Raw genomic sequence first — 18,966 nt, 5'->3', positions numbered from 1 at the left:
TGGGCCGCGACGAGTTACCGCCGCATCGGCCCCACCCGGCCACCGTGCCGCAGGTCACCGGCCGCGCGCCGAGTCCTGCGGTCCGGGGTGCGCGCGATGACCGCACCGGCTGACCGCCAGGTTACGGCGACATGTCGATTCGGCGTGGCGACTCGGTGTGTCACGGAAAGCCGGGCAAATCCCGGATTTCCGCTTAAGGTCATGGACCATGACCGACGCCACCGACGCGCCCGGAACGACCGGGGCCGCCGACAGCGGGGACGCCACCGCGCCACCGATGATCTCGATGCGCAACGTCAACAAGCACTTCGGTGCTCTGCACGTGTTGCGTGATATCAACCTCGAGGTGCCCAAAGGGCAGGTCGTGATCGTGCTCGGCCCCTCGGGGTCCGGCAAATCGACGCTGTGCCGCACCATCAATCGGCTCGAGCCGATCGACACCGGCGACATCAGCATCGACGGGATCCCGCTGCCCGCCGAGGGTCGCGGGCTGGCCGCGCTGCGCGCCGACGTCGGCATGGTCTTCCAGTCGTTCAACCTGTTCGCGCACAAGACGATCCTGGAGAACGTCATGCTCGCGCCGATCAAGGTGCGCAAACTGAAGAAGGACGAAGCCCGCACCAGGGCGATGGGACTGCTGGAACGCGTCGGCATCGCCAACCAGGCCGACAAGTACCCGGCCCAGCTCTCCGGCGGCCAGCAGCAGCGCGTGGCCATCGCGCGCGCACTGGCGATGAACCCGAAGGTGATGCTGTTCGACGAGCCGACCTCCGCACTCGACCCCGAGATGGTCAACGAGGTCCTCGACGTCATGGTGTCGCTCGCCAAAGAAGGCATGACCATGCTGGTGGTCACCCATGAGATGGGCTTCGCGCGCAAGGCGGGCAACCGGGTGCTGTTCATGGCCGACGGTCAGGTGGTCGAAGACGCCACGCCGGAAACGTTCTTCACCACACCGAAGTCCGAACGGGCCAAGGACTTCCTCGGCAAGATTCTCAGCCACTGATTTCGCCGAGCTGCACCGCCCACCGACCACGGCCATCGAAAACCAGAATGAGGGAAGAAGGAAATCGATGAGGATCAACCGTGCGCTCCGTCTCGGAGTCGGGGCCATCGCCCTGGCCCTGACCGCCGCCACCACCGCGGGCTGCGGCAGCGGAGACGACAAGACCGCTCTCGACCATGCCAAGGAAGGCAAGCTGACCATCGGCATCAAGTTCGACCAGCCGGGTCTGGGTCAGCGCAACACCGACGGCACCTACAGCGGCTTCGATGTCGAGGTGGCCCGCTTCGTCGCGGCCAAGCTCGGCGTGCAGCCCGACGGCATCACCTTCAAGGAAGCTCCGTCGGCGCAGCGCGAAACGCTGATCGAGAACGGCCAGGTGGACTTCATCGTCGCCACCTACTCGATCACCGACCAGCGCAAGGAGAAGGTCGATTTCGCCGGGCCGTACTACGTGGCGGGTCAGAGCCTGCTGGTGAACGCCGACAACACCGACATCACCGGCCCGGAGACCATCGCGGGCAAGACGGTCTGCTCGGTCAAGGGTTCCACCCCGGCCCAGAACATCGAGAAGAACTTCCCCGACACCCAGTTGCAGACCTACGACACCTACTCGCTGTGCCTCGAGGGTCTCAACAGCGGCGCGGTCGACGCGATGACCACTGACGACATCATCCTCGCCGGTTACGCCGCGCAGACCCCGGGCCGCTACAAGCTGGTCGGCAAGCCGTTCACCACCGAGAACTACGGCATCGGCCTGAAGAAGGGCGATCAGGAAAGCCGCGACAAGATCAACGACGCCATCGAGGCGATGATCACCGAAGGCGCCTGGGACAAGGCCTTCCAGGATTCGGTCGGGCGCGCCGCGAACTACCAGACTCCGCCGGCTCCGCAGGTGGACCGGTACTGATCCGATGATCGATCGCGGTGGGCGCCGGTGATGCGCCCACCGCGCGGTCATCCGATCGCCGGCCCTGCCCTCACTTCATGATCGGAGGCGCGCACCCACCGTGTTCGATTTGATCTCTGAGTACGATGACCAACTGCTCGACGCGTTCTGGGTCACCATCAAGCTGACCGTGCTGTCCGCGATCGGCGCGCTGGTGCTCGGCACCATCGTGGCCGCCATGCGGGTCTCGCCGGTCCCGGTGGCGCGCTGGGTCGGCACCGTCTACGTCACCGTTTTCCGCAACACCCCGCTGACGCTGATCCTGGTGTTCTGCTCGCTCGGCCTGTATTCGACGCTGCGCGTCAAACTTGCCGCCGACGGGCCGAATTCGCTGGCCGAGAACAACTTCCGGTGGGCGGTCGTCGGCCTGAGCGTCTACACCGCGGCGTTCGTCTGCGAGTCGCTGCGCGCGGGCATCAACACCGTGCCGCTGGGCCAGTCCGAGGCCGGGCGCTCGCTCGGCTTGGGTTTCCTGCAGAACCTGCGGCTGATCGTGTTGCCGCAGGCGTTCCGCTCGGTGATCGCGCCGCTGGGCAGTGTGCTGATCGCGTTGACCAAGAACTCCACCGTCGCCTCCGCCATCGGTGTGGCCGAGGCCTCGTTCCTGATGGCTAAGATGCTCGACACCGAGGCGGCACTGCTGTCGATCGGTGCGATCTTCGCGCTCGGCTTCGTGGTCCTGACGCTGCCGACGGGTCTGCTGTTCGGTTACATCGCCAAACGATTCGAGGTGGCCCGATGAGGCGGGAACCGTCGGTTCTCTTCGACGCACCCGGCCCCGCCGCACGGGTGCGCAACATGATCTATTCGGTGATCGTGCTCGCCGTGGTGCTGCTGGCGGCGTGGTTCGTCTACCGCGGCTTCGACAGTCAGGGCCAGTTCGACGCCGAGAAGTGGAAGCCGTTCCTGGAAGCCGACGTCTGGACGACGTATCTGCTGCCCGGTCTGCGCGGCACCATCGTGGCCGCGGTGCTGTCGATCGTCTTCGCGATGGTGCTCGGCATGATCTTCGGCATCGCCCGGCTCTCCGATCATCGCCCGGTGCGATGGGTGGCCGGTGCGGTCGTCGAGATCGCTCGCGCGATTCCGGTGCTGATCCTGATGATCTTCCTGTTCGCGCTCTACTCCGAGTACAACGTCTTCGAGTCCGAGTATCTGGCGCTCGGTGCGGTGGTCACGGCGCTGACCATCTACAACGGGTCGGTCATCGCCGAGATCGTGCGCGCGGGTATCCGCTCGCTGCCCAAGGGGCAGACCGAGGCCGCGGCCGCGCTGGGTATGCGCAAGGGCCAGTTGATGCGGTTGATCCTGCTGCCGCAGGCCATCACCGCCATGCTGCCCGCGCTGATCTCGCAGATGGTCGTGGCGTTGAAGGACTCCGCGCTGGGTTATGTCATCACCTACGAAGAGGTGGTCCGCAACGGCTTGCAGCTGGGTGCCGCCGATTCCAACACCATTCCGGCGTTGATCGTGGTCGCGATCATCATGATCGTGCTGAACATGACGCTGTCGCAGGTCGCGACCTGGCTGGAGCGGCGTCTGCGCGCCGGCCGCCGCAAGGGTGGCGGTGCGGTGGTGGCCGCCGATTCCATCGTCACCGATGGTGCGCCCGGGGTGGATATCACCAAAGCCCCGTAGCCGTAGCGTCTTTCGGCGCGCAGATCGCTGAATCGGCGATCTGCGCGCCGTTGTCGTTTCCATCCTTGTTCACGGGCATCGGCGGTGGGTATTCCATCGGCGAACTTCCGACATTGAGGAGCAGGTGATGACCGGTCGCGAAGAAGCTCGACGGTGTTACGCCTTGGCCCGCAAGGAATCACGGACGCCACCGCTGCGGACTGAACCCGATACCGCGGCGATCGCCCGGCTCACCAGGGCGCGCAACGAGTTATGGGCAGCGTTTCACGCCGCGGAGGAGCAGGGCCGGTCGCGCGCACAGGAGGAATTCCTGGCTTGGCACCCGGGCCCGATGCGGCTGCATCCGGCGACCTGGGCGCTCGGGAAACGCTGTGCCATGCTGCTGATCCCCCGACGCTATACGTGGTCGGAAGACAGACAGCGTTCGGCTCGGTTGGCGGCGCGGCATGAATTCGAGCAAGACTATTTCCGCCGTCACGGCCAGTCCTTCTACGCCCGGTCCGAACAGATCGACGCCGAGCTGGAGCGGGCCCGTGAGCCGGAGACGCGGCCGCACGCGTGGGAACAGATGCGGGAAGCGGTGGCTGTGCTGTACCGAGACGAGGAGATGAGCGTCGAGGAGATCGCCGACTATCTGGGCGAGGATCCGCTTCATGTCGGAAACCTGCTGCAGCTGGTACGGGTGCCTGGCCCGCTCGGCAAAGGCCATGAATGGCTTCCCTCCTCGTCCTTCGGGCACTTTCTCCCCTATTCCGCAGGCAGGTACTCCGGCGGCCGAGGAGGTAGCAGCATCGGCGGCAACCTCGGCGGCGGTTTCAGTGGCGGTGTCTGAACGTCGCGGTTCGGCGTGGCAGTTGAGGCGGGCCCGTACGAGCACTACTGCGGCGCCGCGTCGGTGTCGTCCAGGGCATGCTCTGCACCAGCGGCGTCGAGTTCGGCTTTGACGACGGCGTAGGCCGTGGAGGAACTGTAGCCGCGGCGGGCGAGCATGCCGACGAGGCGGCGGATCGTCTTGTCGCGGTCGAGGTTCGCGGGCAGGGAACGCAGTTTGCGGCGGACCAGTTCGGTGGCGCGCTCGTGTTCGTCGTCGGTGGTGACGGCAGCGAGGGCAGAGTCGGCGTCGTCCTTGGATACACCTTTGCGGCGCAGTTCCTGAGCAAGGGCTTGGCGACCCTTGCCGGAATAGGTGTGCCTGGACTGCACCCACTGCTGGGCGAAGGCGGCATCGTCGATGAGCCCGACCTCGGCGAGCCGGTCGAGAGCCTGCTCGCTCACCTCGGCCGTATATCCCTTGGCGGCCAAACGTTGTGCGAGTTCGGCGCGGCTGCGGGCGCGGACGGCGAGCAGCCGCAGGCACGCGTCCTTCGCCTGCTCGAGGGTGCCGCCACCGGGCTCGGCTCCCGCCGACCCGGATCCGCCGTCGACGCGCGACCCGGCACGAGTGCCCCTGGCGGAACGCTTTCGCTTCGGCGCGGATCGCTGCTGCGAGTCGTTACCAGATGTTGCCCAAGGCCTATCGCTGTCGGATGGGTGCCGCCGGTCGCCCGGCACACCCTGGTCGGCATCCGCGCCGGGCTCATCCCACGATCGGTTCTGAGCCGGCGAGTAGTCATCGGAGGCGAACCGGGGGCTTTCAGCGCTCCGCCGGCGGCGTTTGCTGTTCGCCCGAAGAACGCCTCTTCCGGTGTCGTCGCCGTCGCGATCGTTGCTCGATCGCCGACGACGAGTCCCGGAGAACTCGGCCGGACGTGTCCGCTGCGGATCGGACGCGTCCGACCGAGTACCCGCTGTGTTCGCCTCGGCCGAACCACCATCGGCCGGGCGAACCGGGGCCGGCTCCTGACCGTCGGGCCGGAAGCCGGTGGTACTGGTGACCTCGACGCCGAGGCGGGCCAGCTGCTGCCGCATCGCTGCGACCGGATCAGCGGGCGCCGCCTCCGCTACCTCGCCGGGTGCGGGGCGCCGGGGTGGCCGCGGATCAGAAATCGGCGGGGACCTCTTCGCTCGCCGTCACGTCGGCGCCGATGCCGAGCTTCTCCTTGATCTTCTTCTCGATCTCGTCGCGGACGTCGGTGTTGTCCAGCAAGAACTTGCGGGCGTTCTCCTTGCCCTGCCCCAGCTGGTCGCCCTCGTAGGTGTACCAGGAGCCGGACTTGCGGATGAAGCCCTGTTCGACGCCCATATCGATGAGCGAGCCCTCCTTGGAGATGCCGTGGCCGTACAGGATGTCGAACTCGGCCTGCTTGAACGGCGGCGAGACCTTGTTCTTGACGACCTTGACCCGGGTGCGGTTGCCGACCGCGTCGCTGCCGTCCTTGAGGGTCTCGATGCGCCGCACGTCCAGGCGCACCGACGCGTAGAACTTCAACGCCTTACCACCGGTCGTGGTCTCCGGCGAGCCGAACATGACGCCGATCTTCTCGCGCAGCTGGTTGATGAAGATGGCGGTGGTACCGGAGTTGTTGAGCGCGCTGGTCATCTTGCGCAGCGCCTGGCTCATCAGGCGGGCCTGCAGGCCGACGTGGCTGTCGCCCATTTCGCCCTCGATCTCCGCGCGCGGCACCAGGGCGGCCACCGAGTCGATGACGATGATGTCGATGGCACCGGAGCGCACCAGCATGTCGGCGATCTCCAGCGCCTGCTCACCGGTGTCGGGCTGGGAGACCAGCAGCGCGTCGGTATCGACACCGAGCTTGCGGGCATAGTCCGGGTCGAGCGCGTGCTCGGCGTCGATGAACGCCGCGACGCCGCCTGCGGCCTGGGCATTGGCCACCGCGTGCAGGGCGACGGTGGTCTTACCCGAGGATTCCGGGCCGTAGATCTCCACCACGCGCCCGCGCGGCAGACCACCGATGCCCAAGGCCACATCCAGCGCGATCGAGCCGGTCGGGATCACCGACACGGGCTGGCGGGCCTCCTCGCCGAGCCGCATCACCGCGCCCTTGCCGAAGCTCTTCTCCACCTGAGCCAGGGCGAGCTCGAGCGCCTTGTCGCGGTCGTACGCCTGTGGTGCCATGTCCTGATCCCCTTTTCGACGGGTGAGTCTCGTTCTGTGGTTGGCGCCCACATTAGAGGGCGGCACCGACAAGTTCTGGCGACAAGGTTAGCCGAACAGATGTTCGAGTCAAGCGACGCGCCCGAAGGTGGTCACCACTGCGGCAGTGGTGTCCGGTCCCCCGCCGGGCGCGGCCCGAAGATGCGCCGCTCGCCGGCGTCGATGCGGACATCGTTGATGCTCGCCTCACGGCGCGCCATCAGCCCGTCGCCGGCGAATTCCCACTGCTCGTTGCCGTAGCTGCGCCACCACCGGTGGTCTTCGTCGTGCCATTCGTACTGGAATCGCACGGCGATGCGATTGCCGTCGAACGCCCACAGTTCTTTGCGCAGCGCGTACCCATTCTCCTTCGCCCATTTGCGGGTCAGGAACTCGACGATGGCCGCGCGCCCGGTGAAGTGTTCGTCACGGTTACGCCAGACCGAATCCGGCGTGTAGGCAGCGGCGACCCGCTCGGGGTCGCGGGTGTTCCAGGCGTCCTCGGCGGCGCGCACCTTGGCCTCGGCGGTGCTGCGGTCGAACGGGGGCAGTGGGGGTCGCATGGACCATTCCTTTCGTGGAGTCGGATCAGGGATTGACGGGTGAGAGTTCGGCGGGCCCCCAGCGCAGCGGGCCCGTCGCCGAGGTGTCGACGACCTCGGTGACGGTGAATTCGATCGAGCACTGGGCGCCGGCAGTGAATGCGGTTTCCTCCCATACCAATTCCGCGGTGCCGGTGAGCTGGAGGCTGCCGCCGGTAGCCCAGTCCGGGATGAGAATGCCGCAGCGGGGGTTCACCGCGATATTGCCCAGGGTCATGAACATCGAGTTGCCGCGATAGTCCGGCCAGCGCAGCCGATCGGGTGCGAGCACTTCGAGAAATCCGGGATTGCCGCCGCGATGGGAGGCATCGGCATGGCCGTCGGTGTCGGCGGTGGCAAGGAAGAACGTATCGGCGGCGGTGATGGCGGCGCATTGCCGCTCATCCAGCGCGACGCTCCGGCGCGGCTCGGCCCGCACCGTCGGGTCGTAGGAGCGAATCTCTCTGCGCGAGATGTATTTCGGGCAGTTCGAATACACCTGGTCGGTGACGATGCGCAGGCCGTCGTCCTCGGGTGTCGCGGTGCCGTTGACGCGCATGCGCCTGCGTCGCTGGGGTTGCAGCGCGATCATGCCGACACCGATCTCATGCGCGCTCGCCTCGTGCAGCGGGTCGCCGGGCGCGGGTCGCGCGTCGACCAGCACGGTGTCCGCCCCGGCCGCCCGCAGGAACCCCGGCGGCCCGGACAGCTGACTCGCCCACATCCGGCCGTAGGTGTCGGCGGCGCCGAGCACCACCATCGACTGTTCGGCCAGGAAATCCGCGGCGACCGCGGGGATGTCGCGGCGGATCATCCGGCCGACCCGGCCGGCGATATCGGCCTGACCCATCCGCTGTTGCACCATGCGCTCGCCGGCATGGAAGGGCGTAGTCATGTGTGTCTACCTCACTGCCCGGACCGTCGGCGGCCGTGGATCAGAAGAATCCGCAGGTGGGTGCGGCGCCGCTGGGGGCGGGTGCGGATTCGGCGCCACTGGGGGCGTAGACCTCGAGCCGGATGCCGTCCGGGTCGGCGAAGAAGATCCCGCCGGAGGACGCTCCTTCGCCGTGCGCCACCACACCGTCGTAGGCGAATTCCACCGAGAGCTCACGCAGGGTCGCCTCGACCGACCGCACCTGCTCGAGGGTGTCGACCTGGAAGGAGAGGTGGTGCAGTCCCGGGCTCGAGGTGGTGAACACGCCGTCGCTCTGCTGCCACAGGGTCAGCACCAGTGCGCCGTCGGCGCCGAGGAAGGCCCATTTCCGGTTGTCATCGGTGCTGGCCACCAGTTGCTGGAAGCCGAGCGCGCGGCAGTAGAAGTCGACCGATCGGGTCAGGTCGGTGACGTTGAGACCGACGTGGCCGGTGGCGAGCTGGGGTGTGGTCATGGTTCCTCCTCGGGATTGTCAAACCGTCATAGTTTGTTTGACTGGTTAGAACGTAGAGATACGGCTACACATCTGTCAACCGTCTAAAATGATTTAACTGGTTAGAAGGAGGTGGTTGTCACGCCTCGCGGCATGGAGCCGTTACCCTCAGGCATGCTCGATCCACGTCCTCACCTCGGTGAACCCCTGGCCCTGGATCTGCTGAACACGCGGTGGATGAGCGACGGCCCGCAGGATCTGCTCACCGATGTGGCCGGGCTGCGGATCTGGCTGGAGACTGCCGAACTGACCGGCCGCGCCCGCGCCGACGCCGCGACCTTGGACGCTGTGCGGGCCGCGCGCGCCGCCATCTACGACACCGTCCGCCACGGCCGCCGCGACGCGCTCAACGAGGTGCTCGACCACGGCCGGATCCGCCGCTCACTCGCCGACGCCGGCCCCCTCGACACCCCCGAAATCGCCGATCCGGCCTGGCTGCCGGGCTGGCTGGCCGCCGACAACCTGCTGAACCTGCTGGCCACCGCCCCCGACCGCATCCGCCAGTGCGCCCACCCCGACTGCGTGCTGTTCTTCTACGACACCTCCAAGAACGGCACCCGCCGCTGGCACTCCATGGCCACCTGCGGCAACCGCACCAAGGCCGCGCGCCACTACGCCAAGAAGTCCTGACCGCCCCGAAAGCCGCCCGGCTCAGAACAGTTCGTCGAGCAGCCGGTAGTAGTCGAGCTTGCGCTGATCCGGCTCACCCAGCCCGTAGGCGTCGAAGAACTCCCTGACCTCGCCCGCCCCGAAGTCCTCGCGCAGATCCCGCGCGGCCAGCGCGAGATCACGGTAGCGATCGGCCACCCCGAGCGCCCCGACGTCGATCAGGATGCCACCCTCGAGCACATTCGCCGGCGTGAAATCACCATGCGCGACAACCAGATCCTCGTCCTCCGGCCGCTCGTCGACCAACCGCCGCAGCACCTGCTCGGGCGTCAGCGGGTTGTCGTCGTCGAAATCCTCCGCATCGACCAGCCCTTCCAGCACCCGCCTGCGCGCCTGCGGCAGCATCACCTCCAGCCGCCCGTCGAACGGGCACTGAGCAGTCGGCACCTCATGCAACACCCGCAATGCCTCCCCCATCACAGCCCCGACCCGACCACCCCGCCGCGCCAGACTCGACACCCCCACATCCGCGAGCACCAGCACGTCCTCGTCGAACGCCGCCACTTCGGGTACGGAAATCCCGCGCCCGGCCAGCCAGCGCAGCCGTTCGCACTCCGCAATGGCCTCCGGGCCCCGCTTGACCCAATACCCGCCGGCGAAAACGACGCCGCCGCTCATCCCCTCGTGCTCATCCGACCAGCTCGGCGAATCACCGAGGAGAGCCGCGACGGCCGGCGGCAGCGGCGCATCCCACCCTGCCGGTGCGGCGTTCACCAGCGGGAGCGGGGGACGTCGAATTCGGCGCAGAGGGCGCGCCAGACGTCGCGGGGGTCGACGCCGGCTTCGATGGCGGCGGCGCCGGTGCGGCCGCCGAGGGCGGGGATGACGTGGTCGGTGAGGAGGGCGTCACCGCGGGACACACCGAACTCGGTGTGCAACAGCTCCTGGAATTCGGTCAATCGCACTGTGTCGAAGATACCCGCGTCGGGCGGCAGCGTCAGCGGGCGGTGGCTAGGACCGTGTGGCAGACCTCGACCGGGTCGGTCACCTCCGACACGCCAGCGGCGGCCTGGGCGGCGGCTGCGGCGAAACCGGGTTCGGCGAGGATACGCAGCACCGCCTCGCGGACGGCGTCCGCGCTCAGCGGACGCACCAGCAGCGAACTTCCCTGGCGCGCGGCGCGATTGGCCAGCTCCCATTGGTCGCCGCCGCCGGGCACGGTCACCACGGGCACGCCGGCCGTCAGCGATTTCGCGAGCAGCCCGTGGCCGCCACCACCGACGACGACCGAGGCGTGCCGCAGCAGTTCGTCCTGGCGGCCGAGCCCCGCGGTGGCCCAGGACGGCAGGTCCGCGGGCGGCTCGTCCAGCATCGAGACCGCGACTCGCACACCGGTGCCGTCCAGCCCGGCCAGCACCGTCTCCACCATCCCGGCCACACCGGTGTGCGCGGTGGACGGCGCCACCATGACCAGCGGACCGTCACCCGGCGGGGGTTCCAGCACGGAGTCGGTCGGCTCCCACAGCAGCGGCCCGATCAGATGCGCGATCTCCGGCCAATCGGGTCGCGGCACCTCCAGGGCGGGCAGGGTCGCGATCAGCCGGGCGATCGGGCCGGGATCTTCCCCCGGCAGCCCGACACTTTCCCGTGCGCGTGCGCGCTGGCGGCGTCCCTGTTCGATGGCACGGGCGGTCATCGTCCGCAAGAACCCGTCACGGATCCGGCCACGCAGCCCGGTACCGGGTGCGAGCCCACTACCGATGGGCGGCAAGGCCTTCGAGGGCAGATACAGCGGGTGCGGCGACAGTTCCACCCACGGCACGCCGAGCCGCTCGGCCGCCATCCCGCCGCCTGCGGTCAGCACATCGGAGACCACCAGTTCCGGCAGCATCGCGCTGAGTTCGGGCAGGATCTCGGTCGAAATGTGCGCGGCGCGTTCATGGATCCGCTGCCCGGCGTCGCGGTCGTCATCGATCTCGCGCGGCGCCAGCCCTTTGAGCCTGCGCACACCGATGCCGGCCGCGCGGGCGGCGTCGAACCAGCGCGGCCCGGTGAACAGCACCGGCTCGTCACCGGCGGCGGCGAAGCGCAGGCACAGCGCGATAGCGGGAAACGCGTGGCCCGGGTCCGGGCCTGCGACGACGGCTACTCGCATCCGCCCAGCCTGCCACACCGCTCATCGACGCCGACGGCGCACGGCGGGCTCAGCCGCGGAAATGGAACAGCTCGAAGCCCACCGCGCGTTCGGCCGGGAAACCCTCGATGGGGCCGGTGGTCATGTCAAGGACGGCCCGCACCTGGTCGGCGACCGGTTCGTCGCTCAGCGCCTCCAGGTAGCGTCGGTGCTCGGCCAGCGAGGCCTCGGCCTTGCCGATGGTGTCGGTGACGTCGACGGCGTGGGTGACCTTCGGCCCGGCCACCGCAGCCCAGCGCGCCGTCCACGGCTCGAGCTCGGCCAGTTCACGGAAGATCCATTCGTTGCCCGCATCCGAGACCGCGTCCAGCGCCGCCCGGCCGACAGCGCGGTGATCGGCGCTGTTGACGTATCCGGGCGCCCACACGTCGCCGAAGTTGAACAGCACCACCATCTCCGGGCGGTGGCGCCGGATCGCGGCGGCCAGGTCGCGCCGCAGGGCCAGGCTCTCCTCGACCCGTCCGTCGGGGTAACCGAGGAACTCGACCTCGCTGACGCCGACCACGGCGGCCGAGGCGATCTCCTCACCTTCCCGCAGCGGCCCGGCATCGGCGGGTGGCATCCCGGCGATCCCGGCCTCCCCCGAGGTCGCCAGGACGTAGCGGATGTCCTTGCCCTGGCCGGTCCAGCGGGCGACGGCCGCGGCGGCGCCGTATTCGATGTCGTCGGGATGCGCGACGATCACCAAACCGCGCTGCCAGTCTTCCGGTAGCTGCTCCATACCCGCCATTCAAACACGAGCCCGAGACGACAACGGGCCGTGCGTCTTCCGTATCGGGAAGGCGTACGGCCCGTTCGGCGCGTGGTGGGTCAGAGTTTGCTCACGGTGTTGTTGTCCGAACCCGACACCGCCTTGTACAGCAGGTAGAGGCCGAACACCACGGCGCTGATCATCAGGATCGGAAACAGGCCCTTGATCAACGCACCGATGACGGCCAGTGCGATCCAGACAACGGCGACCACGCCAATGATCTTCCACAGCATTTCGTGCCTCCCAGCAATTCGTCGTCCCCCCGAGCATGACACCGGGTAGCCGATAAATCACCAGGTGAGAGCCGATATCGGGGTGAAGTTCAGGGTTCACCCCTAGCCGTGGCGGCCCGCGCATCGACCGTCAGAATCATCGCGAACACAAACCTCGCCCGCGGGCCCGCACGCCCTTACCGTCGCGGTCATGACTACTTCCCCGGCGCGGACGGCCACCGCACTCAACGACATCGCCGACGCCACCGCCACCGCGGTCGCCGAGGATTCCCGCAACGCACAGGTGGTGTTCCGGGCGGCGGCGGTTCCGCAGGGCCAGGTCGCCAGCTCGATCACCGCGCGCTCGCACACACTGGTGGTCGATGAGCCGCCGACGCTCGGCGGAGACGACACGGCCGCCAATCCGGTGGAGGTGTATCTGGCTGCACTGCTGTCCTGCCAGGTGGTGACCTACCGGTTCTGGGCGCAGCGGCTCGGCCTCACCGTCGACGAGCTGTCGCTGACGGCCGAAGGCGATCTGGATGTCCGCGGCTTCTTCGGCCTGGACGAATCGGTGCGCCCGGGTTTCCAGCAGGTCCGGGTCCAGGTGCGGGTGCGCGGCCCGGAGACCGATGAGCGTTACGCCGAACTCCAGCAGGCGGTGGAGGCGCACTGCCCGGTCCTGGATCTGACCACCGGCGTCACCCCGGTGCATTCGACGTTGGAGATCACTCGCTGAGCGTTGCGCTCCGCTCCAGCGGCGAATTCGGGTCCAGGACCACGCCCACGGTCCGCAGATGGTGGTCGATCAGCAGCCAGGCCTGGGTGGTGAGCAGTTCCACCAGCTCCGCACGTGAGGTGTCGCGGTAGGACAGCCACCACTGCACCGTGGCGTCGATGAGGCCGAGCAGGGCGACGACCAGCCGGTCCGCGGCGACCGGGTCGGCGTCGAAACGCGGAATGTATCGGACCGCCGCCGCGGAGATCTCGGCGGCGAACGCGCTGCCGCCGATGCGCGGCATGTCCTTGCCCCGGTAGTAGTTGCGCCCCAACAGGAACCGGTACAGGTTGGGATGTTCGTCGGCCCAGCCGACATGCGCCACGATCGGGGCGCGGATGGCGTCGAGCGGCGTGCCGTCGACCACGAGCGCCGCGCGGATCCGCTCGGTGATATCCAGGTGCGCACGCTTGGCCACCGCCCAATCCAGCTCCGCCTTACTGGCGAAATGGCGATAGAAGTGGGTGCGATTGAGACCGGCGCGGTCGGCGATCTGCCCGGTCAGCGCGTCGGGGCCGTGTTCGGCGATCGCGGCGATGGCGGCGTCGACGATCGCGGCGCGCCGTTCGTCGCGCGCCGAGGAGTCCGCACCCGAACGTCGGGTTTCTGCGGTGTCGGTCCATCGCTGTCGTTCCACGTCGGGCCACGCTATCGCAGTTCGGGGCCGTCCCCGAGACGGTGGGGCTTGTCACACCGGCCGGTGTGGGACACACTGTACCCGTTATTCCCGGTAACGAATACCGTCCCCGGGGCCGCTCAACGGGAGGACACCCGATGACCACCTACCGGTCGTGTTGGATGAACGAGGACCTCGACGCGCTGCGCGAGCTCGCGCGGGCCTTCTTCGAGAAGGAGGTCGCGCCCAACGTCGACAAGTACATCGAGCAGCACCACGTCGACCGCGACCTGTGGAACAAGGCCGGTGAGCTCGGGCTGTTGTGCCTGTCGATCCCGGAGGAATACGGCGGTGGCGGCGGCACCTTCGCCCACGAGGCCGTGCTGATCGAGGAGCAGGCCCGCGTCGTGGACACCGCGTGGGGGCAGAGCCTGCACAACGGCATCGTGGCGCACTACCTGCTGGCCTACGGCACCGAGGAGCAGAAAAAGCACTGGCTGCCGAAGATGGCCAGCGGTGAGGTCGTCGGCGCGATCGCGATGACCGAGCCGGGCACCGGATCGGACCTGCAGAACGTCAAGACCAAGGCGATCCGCGACGGCGACGAGTACATCGTCAACGGGTCGAAGACCTTCATCACCAACGGCGCGCAGGCCGATCTGATCATCGTGGTGGTCAAGACCGACACCAGCCAGGGCGCCTCCGGCATCAGCCTGGTGCTGGTCGAGGCCGACCGTCCCGGTTTCCGGCGCGGGCGGGTGCTGGACAAGATCGGCCAGAAGGGCCAGGACACCTCGGAGCTGTTCTTCGAGGACGTGCGCATCCCGGTGAGCAATCTGCTCGGCACCGCGGAGGGCCAGGGCTTCATCCAGCTGATGCAGCAGCTGCCGCAGGAACGGCTCATCATCGCCGTCGGCTCGGTGGCGGGCATGGAGGTCGCGCTCGAGCACACCCTGCGCTACACCAAGGAGCGTGAAGCGTTCGGCCGCTCGGTGTTCGGTTTCCAGAACACCAAGTTCAAGCTGGCCGAGGTCGCCACCGAAGCCAATATCGCCCGGGTGTTCACCGATGACTGCATCGCCAAGCACATCGCGGGCGAGCTCGACATCCCGACGGTCGCGATGGCCAAGTGGTGGACCACCGAGCGCGCGATGTCGGTGGCCAGCGAATGCTTGCAGCTGCACGGCGGCTACGGCTACATGACCGAGTACCCGATCTCGCGCATGTGGGTCGACAACCGCGTGCAGATGATCTACGCGGGCACCAACGAGATCATGAAGGAAATCATCGCGCGCTCCCTGTGAGCGGGGCGTCGGAGATCGCGATGATCTGGGGCGCCGGGTTAGTCACTCCCGGCGCCCCCACCGCATTCCGGTGACGATCACCGCCCGTGCGGAGGTAGCGGGGCCGGGGCCTGCTTGTCGGCGATTTCGGTGAGCGCCTGGGCCCAGCCGTCGAGGCGGTCGGCGGCGTGCTGGAGTTCGGCGACGATGCCGTTGAACTGGTAGGCGACGACGGCGCTGTCGGGCACCGCGAGCACGCGGCCCGCGGCGGCGACGAGTTGTTCGTATTCGGCGACACCGGATTCCAGCCGCTGGACCGCCGCGCCGACGTTGGCCGTGAGCGAAGCGCCTGCCTGCGGGTTCGTGCGGCCGACGGTGGCCGCGGCGCGCTCCATGGCGACGATATCGGCGGCCAGCGCGTGCAGCGCGGCCGCGCCGGAGCGGGCGGTGTCGAGCAGGTCATCGAGTTCGTCGGGCGGAAGCCGCCGCGATCGCGCGATCTGCGCCCCGAGATCGTGCATGGCCCGCTCGGCTTGTATCAGTGCGACGATCGGGGCGCGCGCCGCCGAACGCACTCCCGGCGCCTTACGAGCGATGAAGGCCGCCTGGGGCAGCGGCTTTCCGCGCAGCCGCAGATAGCGGCGCGCGCTGAGCGCGGTGCCCGTGACCAGGGCCACGGCGCCACCGCCGACGACCACCACTGCCCAGGCGGGAGCCGAAAGAATCACCAGCCCAACGGTTCCCACCGTAGTGAGACCGGAGACGGTGCCGAGTTGCATGCTGCGCCTGCGGGCGCGGCGGCGTTTGCGTAGTTCGCGTTCGCGCGGATCGGCCCAGCGGCGCACCGCCACGAGTGCGTGCTCGCCCACATCGCGCAAGGTGTCGGGGAGATTGGCCTGCCCAGTCCCGAAGGCCGGTGATCCGAAGATGTTCATGCCGTCGACGCGGCCGCGGGAACCGTTGCGGCTCATGTCAATCCTTCCGCCGACACCACTACGACCGCCCCGCCGGGCGGCCGGCATTCGGGGCGGGTGCGGGCGCCGATCGGTCTACCGGACGCCCGCACGCTCGCCACCATTATTCTTCCCCGCCGCTACTGCTGGGCGGTCTGGCCCTTGTTCATCTGCGGTTGCGGCTGCGCCGGATCGGCCTGCGCCTGCGCCGGGTTGATCGCCGGTGCGGCGCCACCGGAGGGCAGCGCATCCCCGCGCATCGAGGCGCGGATCTGCTCGAGCTTGCTGTGCCCGGCCATCTGGATGCTGGCCTGCTGCACCTCGAGCATGCGGCCCTGCACGGAGTTCTGGGCGAGTTCGGCCGAGCCGAGCGCGGTCGCGTAGCGGCGTTCGATCTTCTCGCGCACCGCGTCCAGGCTCGGCGTGGAGCCGGGGGCCGACAGCGTGGAGTCCATCTGCTGTAGCGAGGCGCTGACCTGCTCCTGCATCTTGGCCTGCTCGAGCTGGCTGAGCAGCTTGGTGCGCTCGGCGACCTTCTGCTGTAGCAGCATGGCGTTCTGCTCGACCGCCTTCTTGGCCTGCGCGGCGGCCTGCAACGACTGATCGTGGAGCACCTTCAGGTCTTCCACCGACTGCTCGGCGGTGACCAGCTGCGCGGCGAAGGCCTCGGCCGCGTTGGTGTACTGGATCGCCTTCTCGGTATCGCCCGCGGCGGTCGCCTGATCGGCCAGGGTGACGGCCTGACGGGCGTTGGCGTTGAGCTTCTCGACCTCGTCGAGCTGACGGTTCAGCTTCATCTCCAGCTGACGCTGGTTGCCGATGACCGACGCGGCCTGCTGCGAGAGGGCCTGGTGCTGGCGCTGCGCTTCCTCGATAGCCTGCTGAATCTGGACCTTCGGATCCGCGTGCTCTTCGATCTTGGAGTCGAAGAGGGCCATCATGTATTTCCAGGCCTTGACGAACGGATTAGCCATCGATTGATCCCGCCTCCATCTGCTGCGCCGCTGTGCGCGACTCCAGTGCGCGACCGTCACGCACCCGATATGTGCCTATCCTCCACCATGAGGCGCCTGGACCGGGCCAACCCCGCGAGTAGGGTCGGCCACGGTCCGCTTCCGCCGCCTATGACGAATCTATCCGCTCTTGCCGGTGGGCCGCAGCGTTGCCACGGCACACCGCCGATTTCCGGCTCACGCGCTCCTCACCAGAACCAGGGTGTCCGAACGCGGCGCGGGGATGACGATCCTGGTGTCGCCATCGATGTACGGGCGCACCTCGGCACCGGCCACCGACATCGTGGCGGTGGCGGGCTCGGCGGGCGCGGCATCGGCCTCGTCGGCGGCCGCCGGGGCCTGCGCCGCACCCGGGCCCGCGGGCACCGCGACGGCGGGCTCACGCACATCGTCCACACCGGCCATGATCGTGCTCACGTCCCACAGCACTCGCGACAACGGAACATCGAGGGCCTCGCAGATCGCGGCCAGCAGCTCGCTCGAGGCCTCTTTGCGGCCTCGTTCGACCTCCGACAGGTAGCCCAGGCTCACCCGTGCGGATGTGGACACCTCCCGCAGAGTTCGCTGCTGGGCGAGACGCGCACGCCGCAGACTGTCACCGATCGCTTCTCGCAGCAGCGTCATCTCGGTCTCCTCACTCCCTGTCTCCAGGCGTCGGCGCGCATGCGCCGCTTTCTGGCACAACGTCCAGGTGCGTGCGGTTGGTTCCCGAGCGAGAGATCTCGCCGCGAATCAGTCCGCCGCCGCCGGAGCCCGCACACATCGCAGCAGCTCGGCGACCGCGGCCCGCGCCGCACCGAGTCTGATGTTCCACCGGTCGCCGGACAGTTTCAACCGCATCACCTCGGTATGCCCGGGACCAGCCAGTCCGAGGAACACTGTGCCGACCGGGTATCCGCCCTGCCGGTCCGGCCCGGCGACGCCGGTCAGGCCCACACCCCAGTCGGCGCCGCAGCGGGTGCGCGCGCCGACGGCGAGCTGTTCGGCGGTGCTGGCGGCCACCGGCCCTTCGGTGTCGAGCACGTCCGAGCCGACTCCGGCCAGGCTGTGTTTGAGGTCGGTGGCGTAGACCACCAGGCCGCCGCGCAGCACCGCGCTGGCACCGGGAACGCCCGCGATGGTGGCGCTGAGCAGGCCGGCGGTCAATGATTCGGCGGTGGCGACGGTCTGGCCGGCTTCGGCCAGCGCGGCCACCAGTTCGGCGGCGGGCACCTGCGGGGTGAGCGGATCGCTCATCCGTTGCGGTGACGGGGAGATCCGGCGAACCACACGCGCGCCGCCTGGCCGACGTAATCGAGTCCGGTGGCCACCGTGAGCACCAGCGCCAGCCACATCAGCGCCATCCCCGCGGTGGCGAATCCGCCGGACAGCGGCAGCACGAGCACCGCGATGGCCAGCGACTGCACCAGGGTCTTCAGCTTGCCGCCGCGACCGGCCGGGATGACGCCGCGGCGCACCACCACCAGCCGCAACAGCGTGACGCTCAGTTCGCGACCGCAGATCACGATCGTCATCCACCAGGCCAGATCACCCAGGACCGACAATCCGATCAGCGCGGAACCGATCAGCGCCTTGTCGGCGATGGGATCGGCGAGTTTGCCGAAGTCGGTGACCAGGCCGTATTTGCGGGCCAGTTGCCCATCGAATCGGTCGGTGATCGCGGCCAGCCCGAACAGCGCCGCGGCGGTGATCCGCCAGGCGGTGTCATGACCGCCGTCGGCGAACAGCGCGAGCACGAACAGCGGCACGAGCGCGATCCTGGCCATGGTCAGCACGTTCGCGATGTTCAACAGCGGAACGGCGGGCTCGGCGGGCGGCGGCACCAGACCCGGGCGCAGCGGCGCCGGGCCGGACCAGCCGCGATCCATTTCCTCGGGCTGCACGCTCATAGCCGCCTCTGAATCCAGTCGCGCTGCCCGGCGCGA

Annotated in this window: 24 protein-coding genes; 8 read left to right on the top strand and 16 right to left on the bottom strand. The window is 68.4% G+C overall.

Annotation, left to right across the window (positions count from 1 at the left end):
- Positions 1–277: 277 nt before the first annotated feature.
- The 5 genes from FEK34_RS08665 (at position 278) to FEK34_RS08645 (ending at position 4,422) form a co-directional block, all read left to right on the top strand.
- Positions 278–1,006, top strand: coding sequence for an amino acid ABC transporter ATP-binding protein (locus FEK34_RS08665; RefSeq protein ID WP_138447555.1), 729 nt, complete (start codon positions 278–280; stop codon positions 1,004–1,006).
- Positions 1,007–1,073: 67 nt separating this feature from the next.
- A complete protein-coding gene (locus FEK34_RS08660) occupies positions 1,074–1,913 on the top strand; it encodes a glutamate ABC transporter substrate-binding protein (RefSeq protein WP_138447308.1) in 840 nt (279 codons plus the stop codon).
- Between the two features lie 100 nt (positions 1,914–2,013).
- Positions 2,014–2,694 carry an amino acid ABC transporter permease gene (locus FEK34_RS08655; RefSeq protein ID WP_138447307.1) on the top strand — a complete coding sequence of 227 codons (681 nt, stop codon included), beginning with the start codon at positions 2,014–2,016 and terminating at the stop codon, positions 2,692–2,694.
- Positions 2,691–3,590, top strand: coding sequence for an amino acid ABC transporter permease (locus FEK34_RS08650; protein ID WP_138447306.1), 900 nt, complete (start codon positions 2,691–2,693; stop codon positions 3,588–3,590). Before FEK34_RS08655 ends, FEK34_RS08650 begins: the two co-directional genes overlap by 4 nt.
- Before the next feature lie 127 nt (positions 3,591–3,717).
- Positions 3,718–4,422: a hypothetical protein gene (locus FEK34_RS08645; protein WP_138447305.1), complete on the top strand. Its 705-nt coding sequence runs from the start codon at positions 3,718–3,720 to the stop codon at positions 4,420–4,422.
- A 44-nt stretch (positions 4,423–4,466) separates the two neighbouring features.
- Here FEK34_RS08645 and recX read toward each other — a convergent pair whose 3' ends face one another.
- The 5 genes from recX to FEK34_RS08620 all read right to left on the bottom strand — a co-directional run bounded on the left by recX (position 4,467) and on the right by FEK34_RS08620 (position 8,593).
- Complete coding sequence (gene recX / locus FEK34_RS08640; protein ID WP_138447554.1) at positions 4,467–5,141, bottom strand: recombination regulator RecX; 675 nt, start codon at positions 5,139–5,141, stop codon at positions 4,467–4,469.
- Positions 5,142–5,568: 427 nt separating this feature from the next.
- Positions 5,569–6,606 carry a recombinase RecA gene (gene recA, locus FEK34_RS08635; RefSeq protein WP_036538104.1) on the bottom strand — a complete coding sequence of 346 codons (1,038 nt, stop codon included), beginning with the start codon at positions 6,604–6,606 and terminating at the stop codon, positions 5,569–5,571.
- A 131-nt stretch (positions 6,607–6,737) separates the two neighbouring features.
- The gene (locus tag FEK34_RS08630; protein ID WP_138447304.1) at positions 6,738–7,187 is read right to left on the bottom strand and encodes a nuclear transport factor 2 family protein; all 450 of its coding nucleotides are present in this window, start codon (positions 7,185–7,187) and stop codon (positions 6,738–6,740) included.
- A 25-nt stretch (positions 7,188–7,212) separates the two neighbouring features.
- The gene (locus tag FEK34_RS08625) at positions 7,213–8,100 is read right to left on the bottom strand and encodes a pyridoxamine 5'-phosphate oxidase family protein (protein ID WP_138447303.1); all 888 of its coding nucleotides are present in this window, start codon (positions 8,098–8,100) and stop codon (positions 7,213–7,215) included.
- 40 nt (positions 8,101–8,140) lie between these two features.
- Positions 8,141–8,593 carry a VOC family protein gene (locus FEK34_RS08620; RefSeq protein ID WP_138447302.1) on the bottom strand — a complete coding sequence of 151 codons (453 nt, stop codon included), beginning with the start codon at positions 8,591–8,593 and terminating at the stop codon, positions 8,141–8,143.
- 153 nt (positions 8,594–8,746) lie between these two features.
- Here FEK34_RS08620 and FEK34_RS08615 point away from each other — a divergent pair, with 153 nt between their 5' ends.
- Positions 8,747–9,262 (top strand): CGNR zinc finger domain-containing protein, encoded by a 516-nt coding sequence (locus FEK34_RS08615; RefSeq protein ID WP_138447301.1) that lies wholly within the window; start codon positions 8,747–8,749, stop codon positions 9,260–9,262.
- Positions 9,263–9,283: 21 nt separating this feature from the next.
- Here the strand turns inward: FEK34_RS08615 and FEK34_RS08610 are convergent, their stop codons facing one another.
- The 5 genes from FEK34_RS08610 to FEK34_RS29930 all read right to left on the bottom strand — a co-directional run bounded on the left by FEK34_RS08610 (position 9,284) and on the right by FEK34_RS29930 (position 12,419).
- Complete coding sequence (locus FEK34_RS08610) at positions 9,284–10,015, bottom strand: aminoglycoside 3'-phosphotransferase (RefSeq protein WP_138447300.1); 732 nt, start codon at positions 10,013–10,015, stop codon at positions 9,284–9,286.
- Positions 10,012–10,206, bottom strand: a complete 195-nt coding sequence (locus FEK34_RS08605) for a DUF3046 domain-containing protein (protein WP_138447299.1) — start codon at positions 10,204–10,206, stop codon at positions 10,012–10,014. The genes FEK34_RS08610 and FEK34_RS08605 overlap by 4 nt, the downstream gene beginning before the upstream one ends.
- A gap of 32 nt (positions 10,207–10,238) precedes the next feature.
- Entirely contained in the window at positions 10,239–11,396 is a 1,158-nt protein-coding gene (locus tag FEK34_RS08600; protein WP_138447298.1) for a glycosyltransferase, read from the bottom strand.
- A gap of 49 nt (positions 11,397–11,445) precedes the next feature.
- The gene (locus FEK34_RS08595) at positions 11,446–12,156 is read right to left on the bottom strand and encodes a PIG-L deacetylase family protein (protein WP_138447297.1); all 711 of its coding nucleotides are present in this window, start codon (positions 12,154–12,156) and stop codon (positions 11,446–11,448) included.
- An 89-nt stretch (positions 12,157–12,245) separates the two neighbouring features.
- Positions 12,246–12,419, bottom strand: a complete 174-nt coding sequence (locus FEK34_RS29930; RefSeq protein ID WP_165448873.1) for a hypothetical protein — start codon at positions 12,417–12,419, stop codon at positions 12,246–12,248.
- Between the two features lie 190 nt (positions 12,420–12,609).
- Between FEK34_RS29930 and FEK34_RS08590 the strand changes: the two genes are divergently transcribed.
- Entirely contained in the window at positions 12,610–13,137 is a 528-nt protein-coding gene (locus tag FEK34_RS08590; protein WP_138447296.1) for an OsmC family protein, read from the top strand.
- On the opposite strand, the gene FEK34_RS08585 is transcribed toward FEK34_RS08590, so the two are convergent.
- The gene (locus FEK34_RS08585) at positions 13,127–13,813 is read right to left on the bottom strand and encodes a TetR/AcrR family transcriptional regulator (protein WP_138447295.1); all 687 of its coding nucleotides are present in this window, start codon (positions 13,811–13,813) and stop codon (positions 13,127–13,129) included. The two genes, FEK34_RS08590 and FEK34_RS08585, sit on opposite strands and share 11 nt — an antisense overlap.
- Before the next feature lie 137 nt (positions 13,814–13,950).
- Here FEK34_RS08585 and FEK34_RS08580 point away from each other — a divergent pair, with 137 nt between their 5' ends.
- The gene (locus FEK34_RS08580) at positions 13,951–15,096 is read left to right on the top strand and encodes an acyl-CoA dehydrogenase family protein (protein WP_138447294.1); all 1,146 of its coding nucleotides are present in this window, start codon (positions 13,951–13,953) and stop codon (positions 15,094–15,096) included.
- 77 nt (positions 15,097–15,173) lie between these two features.
- Here FEK34_RS08580 and pspM read toward each other — a convergent pair whose 3' ends face one another.
- From pspM to pgsA, 5 genes are all read right to left on the bottom strand, one after another.
- Positions 15,174–16,046 carry a phage shock envelope stress response protein PspM gene (gene pspM, locus FEK34_RS08575; protein WP_138447293.1) on the bottom strand — a complete coding sequence of 291 codons (873 nt, stop codon included), beginning with the start codon at positions 16,044–16,046 and terminating at the stop codon, positions 15,174–15,176.
- Between the two features lie 122 nt (positions 16,047–16,168).
- A complete protein-coding gene (gene pspA, locus FEK34_RS08570) occupies positions 16,169–17,002 on the bottom strand; it encodes a phage shock protein PspA (RefSeq protein ID WP_104359183.1) in 834 nt (277 codons plus the stop codon).
- Positions 17,003–17,218: 216 nt separating this feature from the next.
- Positions 17,219–17,665, bottom strand: coding sequence for a helix-turn-helix domain-containing protein (locus FEK34_RS08565; protein ID WP_138447292.1), 447 nt, complete (start codon positions 17,663–17,665; stop codon positions 17,219–17,221).
- Between the two features lie 108 nt (positions 17,666–17,773).
- Positions 17,774–18,277 carry a CinA family protein gene (locus FEK34_RS08560; RefSeq protein ID WP_138447291.1) on the bottom strand — a complete coding sequence of 168 codons (504 nt, stop codon included), beginning with the start codon at positions 18,275–18,277 and terminating at the stop codon, positions 17,774–17,776.
- Positions 18,274–18,930: a CDP-diacylglycerol--glycerol-3-phosphate 3-phosphatidyltransferase gene (gene pgsA / locus FEK34_RS08555; RefSeq protein ID WP_249358880.1), complete on the bottom strand. Its 657-nt coding sequence runs from the start codon at positions 18,928–18,930 to the stop codon at positions 18,274–18,276. Before pgsA ends, FEK34_RS08560 begins: the two co-directional genes overlap by 4 nt.
- Positions 18,931–18,966: the final 36 nt, after the last annotated feature.

It is taken from the genome of Nocardia cyriacigeorgica, from assembly GCF_005863245.1.
GTDB classification, from domain to species: Bacteria; Actinomycetota; Actinomycetes; order Mycobacteriales; family Mycobacteriaceae; genus Nocardia; species Nocardia cyriacigeorgica_C.
The sequence above is the reverse complement of the archived record's forward strand: the minus strand, read 5'-3'. Positions and strand labels throughout refer to the sequence as shown.

What these genes read in the sequence shown, in the direction of transcription:
- FEK34_RS08665 (WP_138447555.1), top strand. Translation starts at nt 278, where the DNA reads ATGATCTCGATGCGCAACGTCAACAAGCACTTCGGTGCTCTGCACGTG.
- FEK34_RS08660 (WP_138447308.1), top strand. Translation starts at nt 1,074, where the DNA reads ATGAGGATCAACCGTGCGCTCCGTCTCGGAGTCGGGGCCATCGCCCTG.
- FEK34_RS08650 (WP_138447306.1), top strand. Translation starts at nt 2,691, where the DNA reads ATGAGGCGGGAACCGTCGGTTCTCTTCGACGCACCCGGCCCCGCCGCA.
- FEK34_RS08645 (WP_138447305.1), top strand. Translation starts at nt 3,718, where the DNA reads ATGACCGGTCGCGAAGAAGCTCGACGGTGTTACGCCTTGGCCCGCAAG.
- recA (WP_036538104.1), bottom strand. Translation starts at nt 6,606, where the DNA reads ATGGCACCACAGGCGTACGACCGCGACAAGGCGCTCGAGCTCGCCCTG.
- FEK34_RS08630 (WP_138447304.1), bottom strand. Translation starts at nt 7,187, where the DNA reads ATGCGACCCCCACTGCCCCCGTTCGACCGCAGCACCGCCGAGGCCAAG.
- FEK34_RS08625 (WP_138447303.1), bottom strand. Translation starts at nt 8,100, where the DNA reads ATGACTACGCCCTTCCATGCCGGCGAGCGCATGGTGCAACAGCGGATG.
- FEK34_RS08620 (WP_138447302.1), bottom strand. Translation starts at nt 8,593, where the DNA reads ATGACCACACCCCAGCTCGCCACCGGCCACGTCGGTCTCAACGTCACC.
- FEK34_RS08615 (WP_138447301.1), top strand. Translation starts at nt 8,747, where the DNA reads ATGCTCGATCCACGTCCTCACCTCGGTGAACCCCTGGCCCTGGATCTG.
- FEK34_RS08600 (WP_138447298.1), bottom strand. Translation starts at nt 11,396, where the DNA reads ATGCGAGTAGCCGTCGTCGCAGGCCCGGACCCGGGCCACGCGTTTCCC.
- FEK34_RS08595 (WP_138447297.1), bottom strand. Translation starts at nt 12,156, where the DNA reads ATGGAGCAGCTACCGGAAGACTGGCAGCGCGGTTTGGTGATCGTCGCG.
- FEK34_RS29930 (WP_165448873.1), bottom strand. Translation starts at nt 12,419, where the DNA reads ATGCTGTGGAAGATCATTGGCGTGGTCGCCGTTGTCTGGATCGCACTG.
- FEK34_RS08590 (WP_138447296.1), top strand. Translation starts at nt 12,610, where the DNA reads ATGACTACTTCCCCGGCGCGGACGGCCACCGCACTCAACGACATCGCC.
- FEK34_RS08580 (WP_138447294.1), top strand. Translation starts at nt 13,951, where the DNA reads ATGACCACCTACCGGTCGTGTTGGATGAACGAGGACCTCGACGCGCTG.
- pspM (WP_138447293.1), bottom strand. Translation starts at nt 16,046, where the DNA reads ATGAGCCGCAACGGTTCCCGCGGCCGCGTCGACGGCATGAACATCTTC.
- pspA (WP_104359183.1), bottom strand. Translation starts at nt 17,002, where the DNA reads ATGGCTAATCCGTTCGTCAAGGCCTGGAAATACATGATGGCCCTCTTC.
- FEK34_RS08565 (WP_138447292.1), bottom strand. Translation starts at nt 17,665, where the DNA reads ATGACGCTGCTGCGAGAAGCGATCGGTGACAGTCTGCGGCGTGCGCGT.
- FEK34_RS08560 (WP_138447291.1), bottom strand. Translation starts at nt 18,277, where the DNA reads ATGAGCGATCCGCTCACCCCGCAGGTGCCCGCCGCCGAACTGGTGGCC.
- pgsA (WP_249358880.1), bottom strand. Translation starts at nt 18,930, where the DNA reads ATGAGCGTGCAGCCCGAGGAAATGGATCGCGGCTGGTCCGGCCCGGCG.